General features: G+C 62.7%; 12 protein-coding genes. 8 read left to right on the forward strand and 4 right to left on the reverse strand.

Annotated elements, in window-relative coordinates:
• Positions 1–145: 145 nt before the first annotated feature.
• The gene (gene tsf / locus NRG23_RS13305) at positions 146–1,012 is read right to left on the reverse strand and encodes a translation elongation factor Ts (RefSeq protein ID WP_009042383.1); all 867 of its coding nucleotides are present in this window, start codon (positions 1,010–1,012) and stop codon (positions 146–148) included.
• 204 nt (positions 1,013–1,216) lie between these two features.
• The gene (rpsB, locus tag NRG23_RS13310; protein ID WP_007924078.1) at positions 1,217–1,957 is read right to left on the reverse strand and encodes a 30S ribosomal protein S2; all 741 of its coding nucleotides are present in this window, start codon (positions 1,955–1,957) and stop codon (positions 1,217–1,219) included.
• 407 nt (positions 1,958–2,364) lie between these two features.
• Here rpsB and map point away from each other — a divergent pair, with 407 nt between their 5' ends.
• From map to dapC, 3 genes are read left to right on the forward strand one after another with little or no spacing between them, the layout of a single operon-like run.
• Complete coding sequence (gene map, locus NRG23_RS13315) at positions 2,365–3,147, forward strand: type I methionyl aminopeptidase (RefSeq protein ID WP_009047211.1); 783 nt, start codon at positions 2,365–2,367, stop codon at positions 3,145–3,147.
• Between the two features lie 47 nt (positions 3,148–3,194).
• The gene (locus NRG23_RS13320; protein ID WP_009047210.1) at positions 3,195–5,897 is read left to right on the forward strand and encodes a [protein-PII] uridylyltransferase; all 2,703 of its coding nucleotides are present in this window, start codon (positions 3,195–3,197) and stop codon (positions 5,895–5,897) included.
• A 39-nt stretch (positions 5,898–5,936) separates the two neighbouring features.
• Positions 5,937–7,136: a succinyldiaminopimelate transaminase gene (gene dapC, locus NRG23_RS13325; RefSeq protein WP_009047209.1), complete on the forward strand. Its 1,200-nt coding sequence runs from the start codon at positions 5,937–5,939 to the stop codon at positions 7,134–7,136.
• 124 nt (positions 7,137–7,260) lie between these two features.
• On the opposite strand, the gene NRG23_RS13330 is transcribed toward dapC, so the two are convergent.
• Positions 7,261–8,907: a Na+/H+ antiporter gene (locus NRG23_RS13330; protein ID WP_023969785.1), complete on the reverse strand. Its 1,647-nt coding sequence runs from the start codon at positions 8,905–8,907 to the stop codon at positions 7,261–7,263.
• Positions 8,908–9,187: 280 nt separating this feature from the next.
• Between NRG23_RS13330 and NRG23_RS13335 the strand changes: the two genes are divergently transcribed.
• The 4 genes from NRG23_RS13335 (at position 9,188) to NRG23_RS13350 (ending at position 12,248) form a co-directional block, all read left to right on the forward strand.
• Entirely contained in the window at positions 9,188–9,496 is a 309-nt protein-coding gene (locus NRG23_RS13335) for an arsenate reductase (RefSeq protein ID WP_231999350.1), read from the forward strand.
• Between the two features lie 34 nt (positions 9,497–9,530).
• On the forward strand, positions 9,531–10,565 hold the full coding sequence (gene dapD, locus NRG23_RS13340; protein ID WP_009047206.1) for a 2,3,4,5-tetrahydropyridine-2,6-dicarboxylate N-succinyltransferase: 1,035 nt from the start codon (positions 9,531–9,533) through the stop codon (positions 10,563–10,565).
• A gap of 76 nt (positions 10,566–10,641) precedes the next feature.
• The gene (locus NRG23_RS13345; protein ID WP_257374730.1) at positions 10,642–11,847 is read left to right on the forward strand and encodes an aminotransferase class V-fold PLP-dependent enzyme; all 1,206 of its coding nucleotides are present in this window, start codon (positions 10,642–10,644) and stop codon (positions 11,845–11,847) included.
• A complete protein-coding gene (locus NRG23_RS13350; RefSeq protein ID WP_124339647.1) occupies positions 11,844–12,248 on the forward strand; it encodes a SufE family protein in 405 nt (134 codons plus the stop codon). The genes NRG23_RS13345 and NRG23_RS13350 overlap by 4 nt, the downstream gene beginning before the upstream one ends.
• Positions 12,249–12,347: 99 nt before the next feature.
• Here the strand turns inward: NRG23_RS13350 and tcdA are convergent, their stop codons facing one another.
• Positions 12,348–13,163, reverse strand: a complete 816-nt coding sequence (gene tcdA / locus NRG23_RS13355) for a tRNA cyclic N6-threonylcarbamoyladenosine(37) synthase TcdA (protein WP_009047203.1) — start codon at positions 13,161–13,163, stop codon at positions 12,348–12,350.
• A 263-nt stretch (positions 13,164–13,426) separates the two neighbouring features.
• On the opposite strand from tcdA, the gene NRG23_RS13360 reads away from it, so the two are divergent.
• Positions 13,427–16,021, forward strand: coding sequence for a glycosyltransferase (locus NRG23_RS13360; RefSeq protein ID WP_038630710.1), 2,595 nt, complete (start codon positions 13,427–13,429; stop codon positions 16,019–16,021).
• Positions 16,022–16,039: the final 18 nt, after the last annotated feature.

Consider the following 16,039-nt stretch of genomic DNA (forward strand, 5'->3'; position numbering starts at 1 on the left):
TCTAGCTTGACGCTGTCACAGCGCCATCAGAACACGACTTTGTAAACCGGTTCCGAAGGCAACCAACTAAATTGGTTACCCCATTTGAAAAGAGGCTGCGCGCGTGAGCGGGCAGCCTCTTTCGGGCGACAGTTGAAAAACCGTCTTACTGTTGCTTGGCAGCAGCCAGTTGTGCGGCAACTTCTTCAGCGAAGTTGTCTTCTTTCTTCTCGATGCCTTCACCTACCGCGAAGCGGGTGAACGAAACGATTTCAGCGCCGCCTTTCTTGGCCAGGGCACCTACGGTGATTTCTGGATCCTTGACGAAAGCTTGCTCAACCAGGCTGGCTTCGGCCAGGAACTTGCTGATACGGCCACCGATCATTTTTTCAACGATTTCGGCTGGCTTGCCTTTCATCTTGTCTTCGTTCAACTGCAGGAACACGGCTTTCTCGCGTTCGATGGCTTCAGCGGAAACTTGCGATGGCAGCAGGAACTCAGGGTTGCTTGCAGCCACGTGCATGGCGATGTCCTTGGCCAGCTCTACGGAACCGCCTTTCAGGACAACCGCAACACCGATCTTGTTACCGTGCAGGTAAGTACCGACCACGTCACCTTCAACGCGAGCCAGACGACGGATGTTGACGTTCTCGCCAGTTTTACCAACCAGAACCAGACGATCGGCTTCTTGAGCTTCGATCAGCGGAGCGGCGTCGGTCAGCTTGTCAGCGAACGCTTTTTCAACGCTGGCAGCAACGAATGCCTTGAAGTCGTCCTGCAGAGCCAGGAAGTCGGTCTGCGAGTTGACTTCCAGCAGAACGGCGGCTTTACCGTCGTCCTTGATGGCGATGGCGCCTTCAGCAGCGATGTTGCCTGCTTTCTTGGCAGCCTTGATGGCGCCCGAAGCACGCATGTCATCAATGGCTTTCTCGATGTCGCCGCCAGCCTTGGTCAAGGCTTTCTTGCAGTCCATCATGCCTTCGCCGGTACGCTCGCGCAGTTCTTTAACCAACGCTGCAGTAATCTCTGCCATTTTCAAATTCCTCTTGGATAGGTTTTCAACCATTCCACCCGACTCAACGGGCGATCAATTCTTGAGCTGCGCTCTCGAAAACCCTTGATAGCCGCCACACATGACAAGAACTGCAGGGGCGCCATCGGCAAATGATTTTCGAGGTGGCAAAAAGGGGGCCTAGCCCCCTTTTTGCGTACTGAGTAAACGCTAAGCGTCAGTTACTCAGGCTTCAGCTGCCGGCGCTGGAGCGTCTTCAGCGAATACTTCGGTGCCGCCAGCAACGTTGTTGCGGCCACGGATCACGGCGTCAGCCATCGAACCCATGTACAGCTGGATGGCGCGAATGGCGTCATCGTTGCCTGGGATGATGTAGTCAACGCCTTCCGGGCTGCTGTTGGTATCGACAACGCCGATGACCGGGATGCCCAGCTTGTTGGCTTCGGTGATCGCGATGCGCTCGTGGTCAACGTCGATCACGAACAGCGCGTCAGGCAGACCGCCCATGTCCTTGATACCACCCAGGCTACGATCCAGCTTTTCCAGATCGCGAGTGCGCATCAGCGCCTCTTTCTTGGTCAGCTTGGCGAAGGTGCCGTCTTCCGACTGAACTTCCAGGTCACGCAGACGCTTGATGGAAGCACGGATGGTCTTGTAGTTGGTCAGCATGCCGCCCAACCAGCGGTGATCGACGTACGGCGAACCGCAACGTGCTGCTTCTTCAGCAACGATCTTGCCAGCGGAACGCTTGGTGCCGACGAACAGAATCTTGTTTTTGCCCTGGGCCAGACGCTCTACGAAAGTCAGAGCTTCGTTGAACATTGGCAGGGTTTTTTCAAGGTTGATGATGTGAATCTTGTTACGCGCGCCGAAAATGTACTTGCCCATTTTCGGATTCCAGTAACGGGTTTGGTGACCGAAGTGCACACCGGCCTTCAGCATATCGCGCATGTTGACTTGGGACATGATAGTTCCTTAATAAGTCGGGTTAGGCCTCCACGTATCCCAATGACCAACCAACAGCTTGTGCTGAGGGCACCCAGGTCATCGTGTCGACACGTGTGTGGGTTTAGGCTTTTCGGAGCATCCCCGGAAAGCGGCGCATTTTATACCACAAGAAGGGTAAAAACGGAACCCGGATTCTCATTTCCCCCGGGGCGCTTTTTTGCTCCCCCCTTGGAATCGGGCCAGAATGCTCCACTGTTATAGAAAGAAGCGACGCACAGAGCCTCAGATTTGCCCCGGGGCTCTGTTAGAATCGCACCTTTGAGGCTTTTGAAAACGTGGCGACCCCACAGCGGGCTCAGCCTTCGGTACACCGTTTTCAAGCCATTCCGTGTTTATCCGCGCCACTGAGCGTCAAGAGAGCCTGTATGACCGTCACCCTCAAAACTCCCGAGGACATCGCAAAAATGCGTGTCGCCGGCAAACTGGCCGCCGAAGTGCTGGAAATGATTGCCGAGCATGTCAAACCCGGTGTGACCACCGAAGAACTGGACCGCATCTGCCACGACTACATCGTCAATGTGCAGCATGCGATTCCCGCGCCACTGAATTACAAGGGTTTCCCCAAATCCATCTGCACCTCGATCAACCACGTGGTGTGCCACGGCATCCCGAACGAGAAGCCGCTGAAGGATGGCGACACCCTGAACATCGACGTCACTGTCATCAAGGACGGCTACCACGGCGACACCAGCCGCATGTTCCACGTCGGCACCGTGCCGGTCTGGGCCGAGCGCCTGTCGCAGATCACCCAGGAATGCATGTACAAGGCCATCGAACTGGTCAAGCCGGGCTGCCGCCTGGGCGACATCGGCGAAGTCATCCAGAAGCACGCTGAAAAGAACGGCTTCTCGGTGGTCCGCGAGTTCTGCGGCCACGGTATCGGCAAGGTGTTCCACGAAGAGCCGCAGATCCTGCACTACGGCCGCGCCGGCACCGGCATGGAACTGAAAGCCGGCATGACCTTCACCATCGAGCCGATGATCAACCAGGGCAAGGCCGACACCAAGGTGCTGGGCGACGGCTGGACCGCGATCACCAAGGACCGCAAGCTCTCCGCGCAGTGGGAACACACCCTGCTGGTGACCGAGACCGGCTACGAGATCTTCACCCTGCGCAGCGATGACACCATCCCGCGCGTCTCGGCCTGATCCACGCAGTTGCGCCCTTACCTATAGATAGAAAGGAAAGCCAATCGATGCCGCAGGTGGATCCCGAATTGTTCGACCGCGGCCAGTTCCAGGCGGAACTGGCCCTGAAGGCAAGCCCTATCGCCGCCTTCAAGAAAGCCATTCGTCAGGCACGTGAAGTGCTCGACGAGCGCTTTCGCAGCGGACGGGATATCCGCCGGCTCATCGAGGACCGCGCCTGGTTCGTCGATAACATCCTGCAAAAGGCCTGGGACCAGTTCGACTGGAGCGAAGACGCCGACATCGCCCTAGTGGCGGTCGGTGGCTACGGTCGTGGCGAGCTGCACCCCTACTCGGACATCGACCTGCTGATCCTGCTGGACAGCGCCGACCATGAGATTTTCCGCGATTCCATCGAACGCTTCCTGACCCTGCTCTGGGACATCGGCCTGGAAGTCGGGCAAAGCGTGCGCTCGGTGGAGGAATGCGCCGAAGAGGCCCGCGCCGACCTGACGGTGGTTACCAACCTGATGGAAAGCCGCACCATCTGCGGCCCCGAACGCCTGCGCCAGCGCATGCTCGACGTCACCAGCACCGCGCACATGTGGCCGAGCAAGGACTTCTTCCTGGCCAAGCGCGCCGAACAGAAGGCCCGGCACCACAAGTACAACGACACCGAATACAACCTGGAACCCAACGTCAAAGGCTCGCCCGGCGGCCTGCGCGACATCCAGACCATCCTCTGGGTCGCCCGTCGCCAGTACGGCACGCTGAACCTGCGGGCCCTGGCCGGCGAAGGTTTCCTGGTGGAAAGCGAGAACGCGCTGCTGGCTTCGTCCCAGGAGTTCCTGTGGAAGGTCCGCTATGCCCTGCACATGCTCGCCGGGCGCGCCGAAGACCGCCTGCTGTTCGATCACCAGCGCTCGATCGCCAAGTTGCTGGGTTTCGAGGGCAACGATGCCAAGCAGGCCATCGAAAGCTTCATGCAGCAGTACTACCGGGTGGTGATGAGCATCGCCCAGCTCAGCGACCTGATCATCCAGCACTTCGAGGAAGTCATCCTCGCCCCGGAAGACGAAGCGCCGCCGCAGCCGATCAACTCGCGCTTCCAACTGCACGACGGCTACATCGAGGCGATCAACGCCAACGTGTTCCGCCGCACGCCGTTCGCCATGCTGGAAATCTTCGTGCTCATGGCCCAGCACCCGGAGATCAAGGGCGTACGCGCCGACACCATTCGCCTGTTGCGCGAAAATCGCCACCTGATCGACGACGATTTCCGCCATGACATCCGCAATACCAGCCTGTTCATCGAGCTGTTCAAGTGCGAGATCGGCATTCACCGCAACCTGCGACGGATGAATCGCTACGGCATTCTCGGGCGTTACCTGCCGGAGTTCGGCCATATCGTCGGGCAGATGCAGCACGACCTGTTCCACATCTATACGGTCGACGCCCACACCCTGAACCTGATCAAGCACCTGCGCAAACTGCAGTACACCCAGGTTTCGGAGAAATTCCCGCTGGCCAGCAAGCTCATGGCCAAGCTGCCCAAGCCCGAGCTGATCTACCTGGCCGGGCTCTACCACGACATCGGCAAGGGCCGGCACGGCGACCACTCGGAAATCGGCGCCGTGGACGCGGAAGCCTTCTGCATCCGCCACCAGCTGCCGCTGTGGGACACCCGCCTGATCGTCTGGCTGGTGCAGAACCACCTGGTGATGTCGACCACCGCCCAGCGCAAGGACCTGTCCGACCCGCAGGTCATCCATGACTTCGCCCAGGTCGTGGTCGACCAGACCCGCCTGGACTATCTGTACGTGCTGACGGTTTCCGATATCAACGCCACCAACCCGACGCTGTGGAACTCCTGGCGCGCCAGCCTGTTGCGCCAGCTCTACACCGAGACCAAGCGCGCCCTGCGCCGCGGCCTGGAAAACCCGGTGGACCGCGAGGAGCAGATCCGCCAGACGCAAAGCGCGGCGCTGGACATCCTGGTCCGCGCCGGCACCGATCCGGACGACGTCGAGCAGCTCTGGGCGCAACTGGGGGACGACTACTTCCTGCGCCACACTGCCGGCGACGTGGCCTGGCACAGCGACGCGATCCTCCAGCAGCCGGCCGACGGCGGCCCGCTGGTGCTGATCAAGGAAACCACCCAGCGCGAATTCGAGGGTGGCACGCAGATCTTCATCTACGCCCCGGACCAGCACGACTTCTTCGCCGTGACCGTGGCCGCGATGGACCAGTTGAACCTGAACATCCACGACGCCCGGATCATCACCTCGAGCAGCCAATTCACCCTCGACACCTATATCGTGCTCGACAACGACGGCGGCTCGATCGGCAACAACCCGCAACGCGTCAAACAGATCCGCGATGGCCTTACCGAGGCCCTGCGCAACCCTGACGACTACCCGACCATCATCCAGCGTCGGGTACCGCGTCAGCTCAAGCACTTCGCCTTCCCGCCGCAAGTGACTATCCACAACGACGCCCAGCGCCCGGTCACCGTGCTCGAACTGAGCGCCCCCGATCGCCCCGGCCTGCTGGCGCGCATCGGCAAGATCTTCCTGGAGTTCGACCTGTCGCTGCAAAACGCCAAGATCGCCACCCTGGGCGAGCGCGTGGAAGACGTGTTCTTCATTACCGACGCGAACAACCAGCAACTGTCCGATCCCCAGCTATGCAGCCGACTGCAGGACGCCATCGTCGAACAACTGAGCGTCAGCCACGAACCGCCTACCGCCTTGACGCGCCTGAACATCTGATCACGCGCCACGACCCGCTTTGAGTGAGACACCGCACCGATGAACAACGCTCTGAACCAGCTGCAGCCCTATCCGTTCGAGAAACTCCGCGCCCTGCTCGGCGGCGTCCAGCCGAACCCGGCCAAGCGCCCTATCGCGCTGTCCATCGGCGAGCCCAAGCACCGCTCGCCGAGCTTTGTCGCCGAAGCCCTGGCCAACAACCTGGACCAGATGGCGGTGTATCCGACGACCCTGGGCCTCCCTGCCCTGCGCGAAGCCATCGCCGGCTGGTGCGAACGGCGTTTTGGCGTACCCAATGGTTGGATCGATCCGGCGCGCAACGTGCTGCCGGTCAACGGCACCCGCGAGGCGCTGTTCGCCTTCACCCAGACCGTGGTCAACCGTGGCGACGACGCGCTGGTGGTCAGCCCGAACCCCTTCTATCAGATCTACGAAGGCGCGGCCTTCCTCGCCGGGGCCAAGCCGCACTACCTGCCGTGCCTGGATGAAAACGGCTTCAACCCGGACTTCGACGCGGTACCGGCCGAGATCTGGCAGCGCTGCCAGATCCTGTTCCTGTGCTCGCCGGGCAACCCGACCGGCGCGCTGATCCCGATCGAAACCCTGAAGAAACTCATCGCCCTGGCCGACCAGTACGATTTCGTGATCGCCGCCGACGAGTGCTACAGCGAGCTGTACTTCGACGAGCAGACCCCGCCGCCCGGCCTGCTCACTGCCTGCGCCGAACTGGGACGCCAGGACTTCAAGCGTTGCGTGGTGTTCCACAGCTTGTCCAAGCGCTCCAACCTGCCGGGCCTGCGCTCCGGTTTCGTCGCGGGCGACGCGGATATCCTCAAGGGCTTCCTGCTGTACCGCACCTACCATGGTTGCGCCATGCCGGTTCAGACCCAGCTGGCCAGCATCGCCGCCTGGAACGACGAAGTGCATGTGCGCGCCAACCGCGCGCTGTATCGCGAGAAGTTCGATGCGGTGCTGGAGATTCTGGCGCCGGTGCTCGACGTGCAGCGCCCGGACGGCAGCTTCTACCTGTGGCCGAACGTGGCGGGCGACGATACGGCGTTCTGCCGTGACCTGTTCGAGCAGGAGCATGTGACCGTGGTGCCGGGCTCCTATCTGTCGCGCGATGTCGACGGCAGCAACCCGGGAGCCGGTCGGGTACGCATGGCCCTGGTGGCGCCATTGGCCGAATGCGTGGAAGCCGCCGAGCGGATCCGGGATTTCGTTCAGCGCCGTCAATAACTCACGCCCCTGTAGGAGCGAGGCTTGCCCGCGATAGAGACGACGCCGTACATCTGATACACCGCGTTATCATTCATCGCGAGCAAGGACTGGGCGTCCCCCTGCTCCTACAGGAACAGAGGCGTTATTTCACCTGCCCCAGATTGGCCTCGCTGAGGTCCAGCTCACCCAGGACCTCTCGCAATACGTCGTCGCCAATCTGGTGCTGACGGCTCAACCGATACAACTCCAGCCGCTGTGCCCGCAGCGCCTTCAAGCGCAATTTGCGCTCCAGCAAGTCCATCTGAAACGCCAGCGCCTGGGCTTCGGTGGAATCGTTGAACACCTCCAGTTGATGGCGATATTCCGACATCAACCGCCCCTTGAGCTCGGTGGCCAGCGCCGCCTGGGCCGCATCCGGCGAGTTGGCCGCATCGGCCACTTCCTCGGCTTCCAGGGCATGGATCGCCGCCTCGGCGGTTTTGCGCCAGGCGTCACGCACTTCGGCGTGGCGCTTCTCGTCGGGGCTCTTCTGGATGCCCCGCAGCAACAGCGGCAGGGCGATACAGGCGGCAATCAGCGACAACAGGATCACCCCCGCGGCAATGAAGATCAGCAGGTCGCGCTCGGGGAAAGCCTCGCCCGCCCCCAGCAACAGCGGCACCGACATGACGCCCGCCAGGGTCACCGCCCCCCGTACCCCGCCAAGCGTCAGCAACCAGCAGGAACGCGCGGTCGGCACCAGCGTCAGCTCACCCTTGCCACGCCAGCGGCGCAACAGGCCGGACAGGCGCCAGATGCTTTGCACCCAGATAAAACGCAGCACCAGCAGCACCAGGAAGATCGCCCCGACATCCAGGCAGCGATAGAACAGGGTCGGCCACAAGGTGGTTTCATGGCTGACCACGGCCTTGATGATGTCGGGCAGTTGCAGGCCCAACAGCAGGAAGATCAGGCCGTTGAAGGCGAATTCCAGCAGCGACCAGACGCTGCGGTTGAGCAAGCGGGTGCTGGTCTGCCGGGGCAACAGATCGAGCCAGCTCTGCATCATCCCCGCCGCCACCGCCGAGAGGATGCCCGAGGCTCCCAGGCGCTCGGCCAGCACGTAGGCGGCGAACGGCAGCAACAGCATGAACACCACATGGGTCGCCGGGTCATCCCAGCCGCGGGCGATCATCCAGGCACGCAAGCGCCCCACCAGCCAGCTCAGGGCCACGCCGACCGCCAGGCCACCCACCGCCACCAGGACAAAGGTCAGGCTGGCATTGGCCAGGGAAAACACCCCGGTCACGGCCGCCGCCAGGGCGAACTTGAAGGTCACCAGGCCGGAAGCGTCGTTCATCAGCGCCTCGCCCTGGAGCATGTGCATCAAGGGCGTCGGCAGGCGGTTCTGGGAAATCGCCGAGACCGCCACGGCGTCTGTCGGCGACAGTACTGCCGCCAGGGCAAAGGCCACCGGCAAGGGAATGGTCGGCAACAACCAGTGAATGAAGTAACCAGCGCCCACCACGGTGAACAGCACCAGGCCCACGGCCAGGGTCAGGATCGGCCCGCGCAGGCGCCACAGCTCACGCTTGGGCATGCGCCAGCCATCGGAGAACAGCAGCGGCGGCAGGAACAGGAATAGAAACAATTCCGGGTCCAGGGCCACGTGCAGCCCCAGGGTGGGCCAGGCCAGCAAGGCCCCGGCGGCGATCTGCACCAGCGGCAACGGCAACGGAATCACCCGTCCGACCAGCCGCGAGAGACTCACCAGCATCAGCAGGATAAGGACGGTATAAGCGGTTTGCATAAAGCGGTTTTCCCAATCGATCAGCAGCAGACTTCAGGCAACAGGTTACCGTCGAAGTGCCATATTAGCCGCTTAAGCTCGGGCCTCGCCGCTGCACAAAAGTCGCAAGTGGCCCATGCCGCTGTCACACAAAGCTACAAAGCCGGGCCTTCGCCGACGCCGAACCGGCGCGGGCATGGCATAATCCGTGACCTTTAACTCCAGCATCTCAAAAGGGGGCAATTCCTTGACCGCTTCAAGCAAAACGTTGCACCTTTTCGGCATCAAAGCCTGCGACACCATGAAAAAGGCGCGCACCTGGCTCGATGAACACGCTGTCAGCTATGACTTCCATGACTACAAAGCGGTCGGTATCGACCGCGAACACCTGGCCCAGTGGTGCAACGAGCACGGCTGGCAGGTGGTGCTGAACCGTGCGGGCACGACCTTTCGCAAACTCGACGACGAACGCAAAGCCGATCTCGACCAGGCGAAAGCGATCGAACTGATGCTCGCACAACCCTCGATGATCAAGCGCCCGGTGCTCGATCTCGGTGACCGAACCCTGATTGGCTTCAAGCCCGATATCTACGCGGCAGAAATCAAATAACGCCTGCCCGTTCAATTTTGTAAGAGGTAACAGCATGTCCACTACCCTGTTCAGCCTGGCCTTTGGTGTCGGCACTCAAAACCGTCAAGGCGCGTGGCTGGAAGTGTTCTACGCCGCCCCCCTGGTCAAGCCATCCGCGGAAATCGTTGCCGCCATCGCCCCGGTACTGGGCTACAGCGAAGGCAACCAGGCCATCACCTTCACCACCGCCCAGGCCGCGCAACTGGCCGAGGCCCTGAAAAGCATCGACGCCACCCAGGCCGCGCTGCTGACCCGCCTGGCCGAGAGCCACAAGCCGCTGGTTGCCACCCTGCTGGCCGAAGACGCCCAGCTGACCTCCACCCCGGAGGCCTACCTGAAGCTGCACCTGCTGTCCCACCGCCTGGTCAAGCCACACGGCCTGAACCTGGCCGGGATCTTCCCGCTGCTGCCGAACGTGGCCTGGACCAACCAGGGCGCGGTCGACCTCGGCGAACTGGCCGAGCGTCAACTGGAAGCCCGCCTGCGCGGCGAACTGCTGGAAGTGTTCTCGGTGGACAAGTTCCCGAAAATGACCGACTACGTGGTACCGAGCGGCGTGCGTATCGCTGACAGTGCGCGCATTCGCCTGGGCGCCTACATCGGCGAAGGCACCACCGTGATGCACGAAGGTTTCGTCAACTTCAACGCCGGCACCGAAGGCCCGGGCATGATCGAAGGCCGGGTTTCCGCGGGCGTATTCGTCGGCAAGGGGTCCGACCTGGGCGGCGGCTGCTCGACCATGGGCACCCTGTCGGGCGGCGGCAACATCGTGATCAAGGTCGGCGAAGGCTGCCTGATCGGCGCCAACGCCGGCATCGGTATCCCGCTGGGCGACCGCAACACCGTGGAATCGGGCCTGTACGTGACTGCCGGGACCAAGGTGGCGCTGCTGGACGAGAACAACCAGCTGGTCAAGGTGCTCAAGGCCCGCGAACTGGCCGGCCAGCCGGACCTGCTGTTCCGCCGCAATTCGGAGACCGGTGCCGTGGAGTGCAAGACCCACAAGTCGGCCATCGAGCTGAACGAAGCGCTGCACGCTCACAACTAAGCAGCGATTCGGTTCCACTGAAACCGGCCGGGCGCTTATCATCGGCGCCCGGCCTGTTCAAACGAGTTCTGCCACCATGCTTGTACCCTCCCCCTGGCGCGCCGACTTCCCGGCCATCGCCGCCCTGCAACGGCAGGACCAGACCTACCTGGACAACGCCGCCACCACGCAAAAACCCCAAGCCCTGCTGGACGCCCTGGCGCACTACTACGCCAATGGCGCGGCCAACGTGCATCGCGCGCAGCACTTGCCCGGTGCTCACGCCACCCAGGCGTTCGAGAACAGCCGGCACAAAGTGGCGCAGTGGCTGAATGCCGGTGACCGTGGGCAGATCATCTTCACCCACGGCGCGACCTCCGCGCTGAATCTCCTGGCCTATGGCCTGGAACACCAGTTCAACCCGGGCGACGAGATCGTCATCAGCGCCCTGGAACATCACGCCAACCTGCTGCCCTGGCAGCAACTGGCGCACCGTCGCGGCCTCGACCTGGTGGTCCTGCCGCTGGACGACGACGGCCTGATCGATCTCGACGCCGCGGCCCGTCTGATCGGTCCGCGCACCCGGCTACTGGCCGTCAGCCAGCTGTCCAATGTGCTCGGTGCCTGGCAACCCCTGCCGCAGCTGCTGGCCCTGGCCAAGGCGCACCATGCCCTGACCGTGGTTGACGGCGCCCAGGGCGTGGTCCATGGCCGCCACGATGTGCAGGCGCTGGGCTGCGATTTCTATGTGTTCTCCAGCCACAAGCTCTACGGTCCGGACGGCGTCGGCGTGCTCTACGGACGCAACGAGGCGTTGCCAGGCCTGCGTCACTGGCAGTTTGGCGGCGAGATGGTCCAGCAGGCCGACTACCAGCACGCCAGCTTCCGCCCCGCCCCGCTGGGTTTCGAAGCCGGTACGCCGCCGATCGCCAGCGTGATCGGCCTGGGCGCGACCCTGGATTACCTCAGCGGCCTCGACCAGGACGCCGTCAACGCCCATGAAGCCGCGCTGCACGACTACCTGCTGCATGGCCTGCTGGCCCGCAAAGGCCTGCGCCTGCTGGGCAAGCCGCAGCTGGCGCTGGTCAGTTTCGTGGTCGATGGCGTGCACAACGCCGACCTGGCTCACCTGCTGACCGAACAGGGCATCGCCGTGCGTGCCGGGCATCACTGCGCCATGCCGCTGCTGAAAAGCTTCGGCCTGGCCGGGGCGATCCGCGTGTCCCTGGCGCTGTACAACGACTCCGAGGACCTGGAGCGCTTCTTCGAGGCCCTCGATCAGGCCCTGGAGCTGTTGCGATGAGCCTGCCCGCCGAAGCCCTGGCCGCCCTCGACAGTTTCCAGGGCGCCCCCGGCTGGGAACAGCGCGCACGCTTGCTGATGCAATGGGGCGAACGCCTGGCGCCGCTGGCTGAAGCCGACAAGGTCGAGACCAATCGGGTGCATGGCTGTGAAAGCCAAGTCTGGCTGGTGGGGACCTTGCAGGACGGTCACTGGCAGTTCGCCGCCAGCAGCGATGCGCGCCTGATCCGTGGCCTGGTGGCCCTGCTGCTGGCGCGGGTCAACGGTTTGTCCGCCGAGGAGCTGCAACGGGTGGATTTGCCGGACTGGTTCAATCAGCTGGGCCTGTCGCGCCAGCTGTCGCCGTCGCGCAGCAATGGGCTGAATGCGGTACTGCAGCGGATGCGCGAACTCTCAGCCTGACACCCGTCCCTGTAGGAGCGAGGCTTGCCCGCGATAGCGGTCTATCTGACACACCGCATTTCGCGGGCAATCGAGCGTCGACCGGCCGCTCCTACAGAGTCAAACGGCCGCGGGCTTGACCCGGTCCGCCGGGCGCCGCACGCCAGCCACCAGTTTGTCCACCGCCTTGGTCGCCGCGACCATGCCGAAAGTCGCGGTGACCATCATCACCGCGCCAAAACCGCCGGCGCAGTCGAGTTTCACGCCATCGCCGACAAAGCTCTTCTGCAGGCAGATGCTACCGTCCGGTTTCGGGTAGCGCAGTTGCTCGGTGGAAAACACGCAAGGCACGCTGTAGTGACGGGTCACGGTGCGGGAAAAACCGTAGTCGCGACGCAGGGTCGAGCGCACTTTCGAGGCCAGCGGGTCGTTGAAGGTGCGGTTCAGGTCACAGACCTGGATCAGCGTCGGGTCGATCTGCCCGCCCGCACCGCCGGTGGTGATGATCTGGATCTTGCGCCGCTTGCACCAGGCGATCAGCGCCGCCTTGGCGTTGACGCTGTCGATGCAGTCGATCACGCAGTCGATGTCCGGCGTGATGTACTCGGCCATGGTCTCGCGGGTGACGAAGTCCGCTACCGCATGCACGGTGCAAGCCGGATTGATCCCGCGTAGGCGCTCGGCCATGACCTCGACCTTGGCCTTGCCCACCGTGCTGTCGAGGGCGTGCAACTGCCGATTGCTGTTGCTGACGCAGACGTCGTCCAGGTCGAACAGCGAGATCTCGCCCACGCCGCAACGGGCAATGGCTTCCGCCGCCCAGGAACCGACACCGCCGACCCCGACGATCGCCACATGGGCGGCGCGCAAGCGCTCCAGCCCCTCGATGCCATACAAACGGGCGACGCCAGCAAACCGCGGATCTTCTGTACTCATGACCATTACCCCAAAAACCGGCACGCATTATAGGGCCGATGTCCGCCAAGAGCATCTTTGCCCTATGAATGGCAGTCAGGGCTGCTTTAATGAGGGAACAATCTGAAAATTTCGTCGCCGAGAACTTAAATCGAGTTGGATTGCCCAACCTGCGGCCTTCTCCTGTGCGCTGTACGCTCAGTCGAAGGCCAGTGTAGGATGCGCGCCGCTTGGCGCATGCCGACCGTTCCCCCGTTCCACACCCTTTGGAACCCGAAATAGCTATGTCATCGCGTAAATTTGGACTCAACCTGGTGGTGGTTCTGGCAATCGCCGCCCTGTTCACCGGCTTCTGGGCACTGGTCAACCGCCCGGTTTCCGCCCCCAATTGGCCTGCACAAATCTCCGGCTTTTCCTACTCGCCTTTCCAGCTGGGCCAGTTCCCGCAGAAAGACCAGTTCCCGACCGACGATGAAATGCGTCGCGACCTGGAGATCATGAGCAAGCTGACCGACAACATTCGCACCTACTCGGTCGACGGCACGCTGGAGAACATCCCCAAGCTGGCGGAAGAGTTCGGCCTGCGCGTGACCCTGGGGATCTGGATCAGCCCGGACCTGGAACGCAACGAGCGTGAAATCACCCGCGCCATCGACATCGCCAACAACTCGCGCAGTGTGGTGCGCGTGGTGGTCGGTAACGAAGCGATCTTCCGCAAGGAAATCACCGCCGACCAGTTGAGCGTCCTGCTCGATCGCGTGCGCGCTGCCGTCAAGGTGCCAGTCACCACCTCCGAGCAGTGGCACGTCTGGGAAGAACACCCGGAACTGGCCCAGCACGTCGACCTGATCGCCGCCCACGTCCTGCCCTACTGGGAATTCATCCCGATGGACAAGGCCGGGCAGTTCGTCCTCGACCGCGCCCGTGACCTGAAAAAGATGTTCCCGAAAAAACCGCTGCTGCTGTCCGAGGTGGGCTGGCCGAGCAACGGCCGCATGCGTGGCGGCGCCGACGCCAGCCCGGCGGATCAGGCGATCTACCTGCGTAACCTGGTCAACAAGCTCAACCGCCAGGGCTACAACTACTTCGTGATCGAAGCCTTCGACCAGCCGTGGAAGGCCAGCGACGAAGGTTCGGTGGGCGCCTACTGGGGCGTGTTCAACGCCGCGCGCCAGCAGAAGTTCAACTTCGAAGGCCCGGTGGTGGCGATCCCGCAGTGGCGCGTGCTGGCCATCGGCTCGGTGGTCCTGGCGCTGCTGTCCCTGACCCTGCTGATGATCGACGGCTCGGCCCTGCGCCAGCGCGGCCGGACCTTCCTGACCTTTATCGCCTTCCTCTGCGGTTCGGTGCTGGTGTGGATCGGCTACGACTACAGCCAGCAATACAGCACCTGGTTCAGCCTGACGGTGGGCTTCCTGCTCGCCCTGGGTGCGCTCGGGGTGTTCATCGTGTTGCTCACCGAGGCCCATGAACTGGCCGAGGCGGTCTGGGTGCACAAGCGCCGGCGCGAGTTCCTGCCGGTCGAAGGCGACTCCAGTTACCGGCCGAAAGTCTCGATCCATGTGCCGTGCTACAACGAGCCGCCGGAGATGGTCAAACAGACCCTCAATGCCCTGGCCAACCTCGACTATCCGGATTTCGAAGTCCTGATCATCGACAACAACACCAAGGACCCGGCGGTCTGGGAGCCGGTGCAGGCCTATTGCGAGACCCTCGGCCCGCGCTTCAAGTTCTTCCACGTCGCGCCCCTGGCCGGCTTCAAGGGCGGCGCGCTGAACTACCTGATCCCGCACACCGCCAAGGACGCCGAAGTGATCGCGGTGATCGACTCGGACTACTGCGTCGACCGTAACTGGCTCAAGCACATGGTGCCGCACTTCGCCGACCCGAAAATCGCCGTGGTGCAATCGCCACAGGACTACCGCGACCAGAACGAAAGCACCTTCAAGAAGCTCTGCTACGCGGAATACAAGGGCTTTTTCCATATCGGCATGGTTACCCGCAACGACCGTGACGCAATCATCCAGCACGGCACCATGACCATGACCCGCCGTTCGGTCCTGGAAGAACTGGGCTGGGCCGACTGGTGCATCTGCGAAGACGCCGAGCTGGGCCTGCGGGTGTTCGAGAAAGGCCTGTCGGCGGCGTACTACCACGAAAGCTACGGCAAGGGCCTGATGCCGGATACCTTCATCGACTTCAAGAAACAGCGTTTCCGCTGGGCCTATGGGGCGATCCAGATCATCAAGCGCCACACTGCCAGCCTGCTGCGCGGCAAGGACACCGAGCTGACCCGTGGCCAGCGCTATCACTTCCTCGCGGGCTGGCTGCCGTGGGTGGCGGACGGCATGAACATCTTCTTCACCCTCGGCGCCCTGTTGTGGTCGGCGGCGATGATCATCGTGCCGCAGCGCGTCGATCCGCCGTTGCTGATCTTCGCGATCCCGCCCCTGGCGCTGTTCGTGTTCAAGGTCGGCAAGATCATCTTCCTCTACCGCCGGGCGGTCGGGGTCAACCTCAAGGACGCGTTCTGCGCGGCCATTGCCGGCCTGGCGTTGTCCCACACCATCGCCAAGGCGGTGCTGTACGGTTTCTTCACCAGCAGCATTCCGTTCTTCCGCACGCCGAAGAATGCCGACAACCACGGTTTCTGGGTGGCGATCTCGGAAGCCCGTGAGGAGCTGTTCATCATGCTGCTGTTGTGGGGCGCGGCGCTGGGTATCTACCTGGTGCAGGGTGGCCTGCCGAGCAACGACATGCGCTTCTGGGTGACCATGCTGCTGGTGCAGTCGCTGCCGTATGTGGCGGCGCTGGTCATGGCCTTCCTGTCGTCGCTGCCAAAACCCGTTGCCGAAAGCGCGCCGGTGGCGGCGGCATAAATCGCGGCAAAGCACTAA

This window comes from Pseudomonas sp. T8 (assembly GCF_024610635.1).
Taxonomy (GTDB): Bacteria; Pseudomonadota; Gammaproteobacteria; order Pseudomonadales; family Pseudomonadaceae; genus Aquipseudomonas; species Aquipseudomonas chlororaphis_I.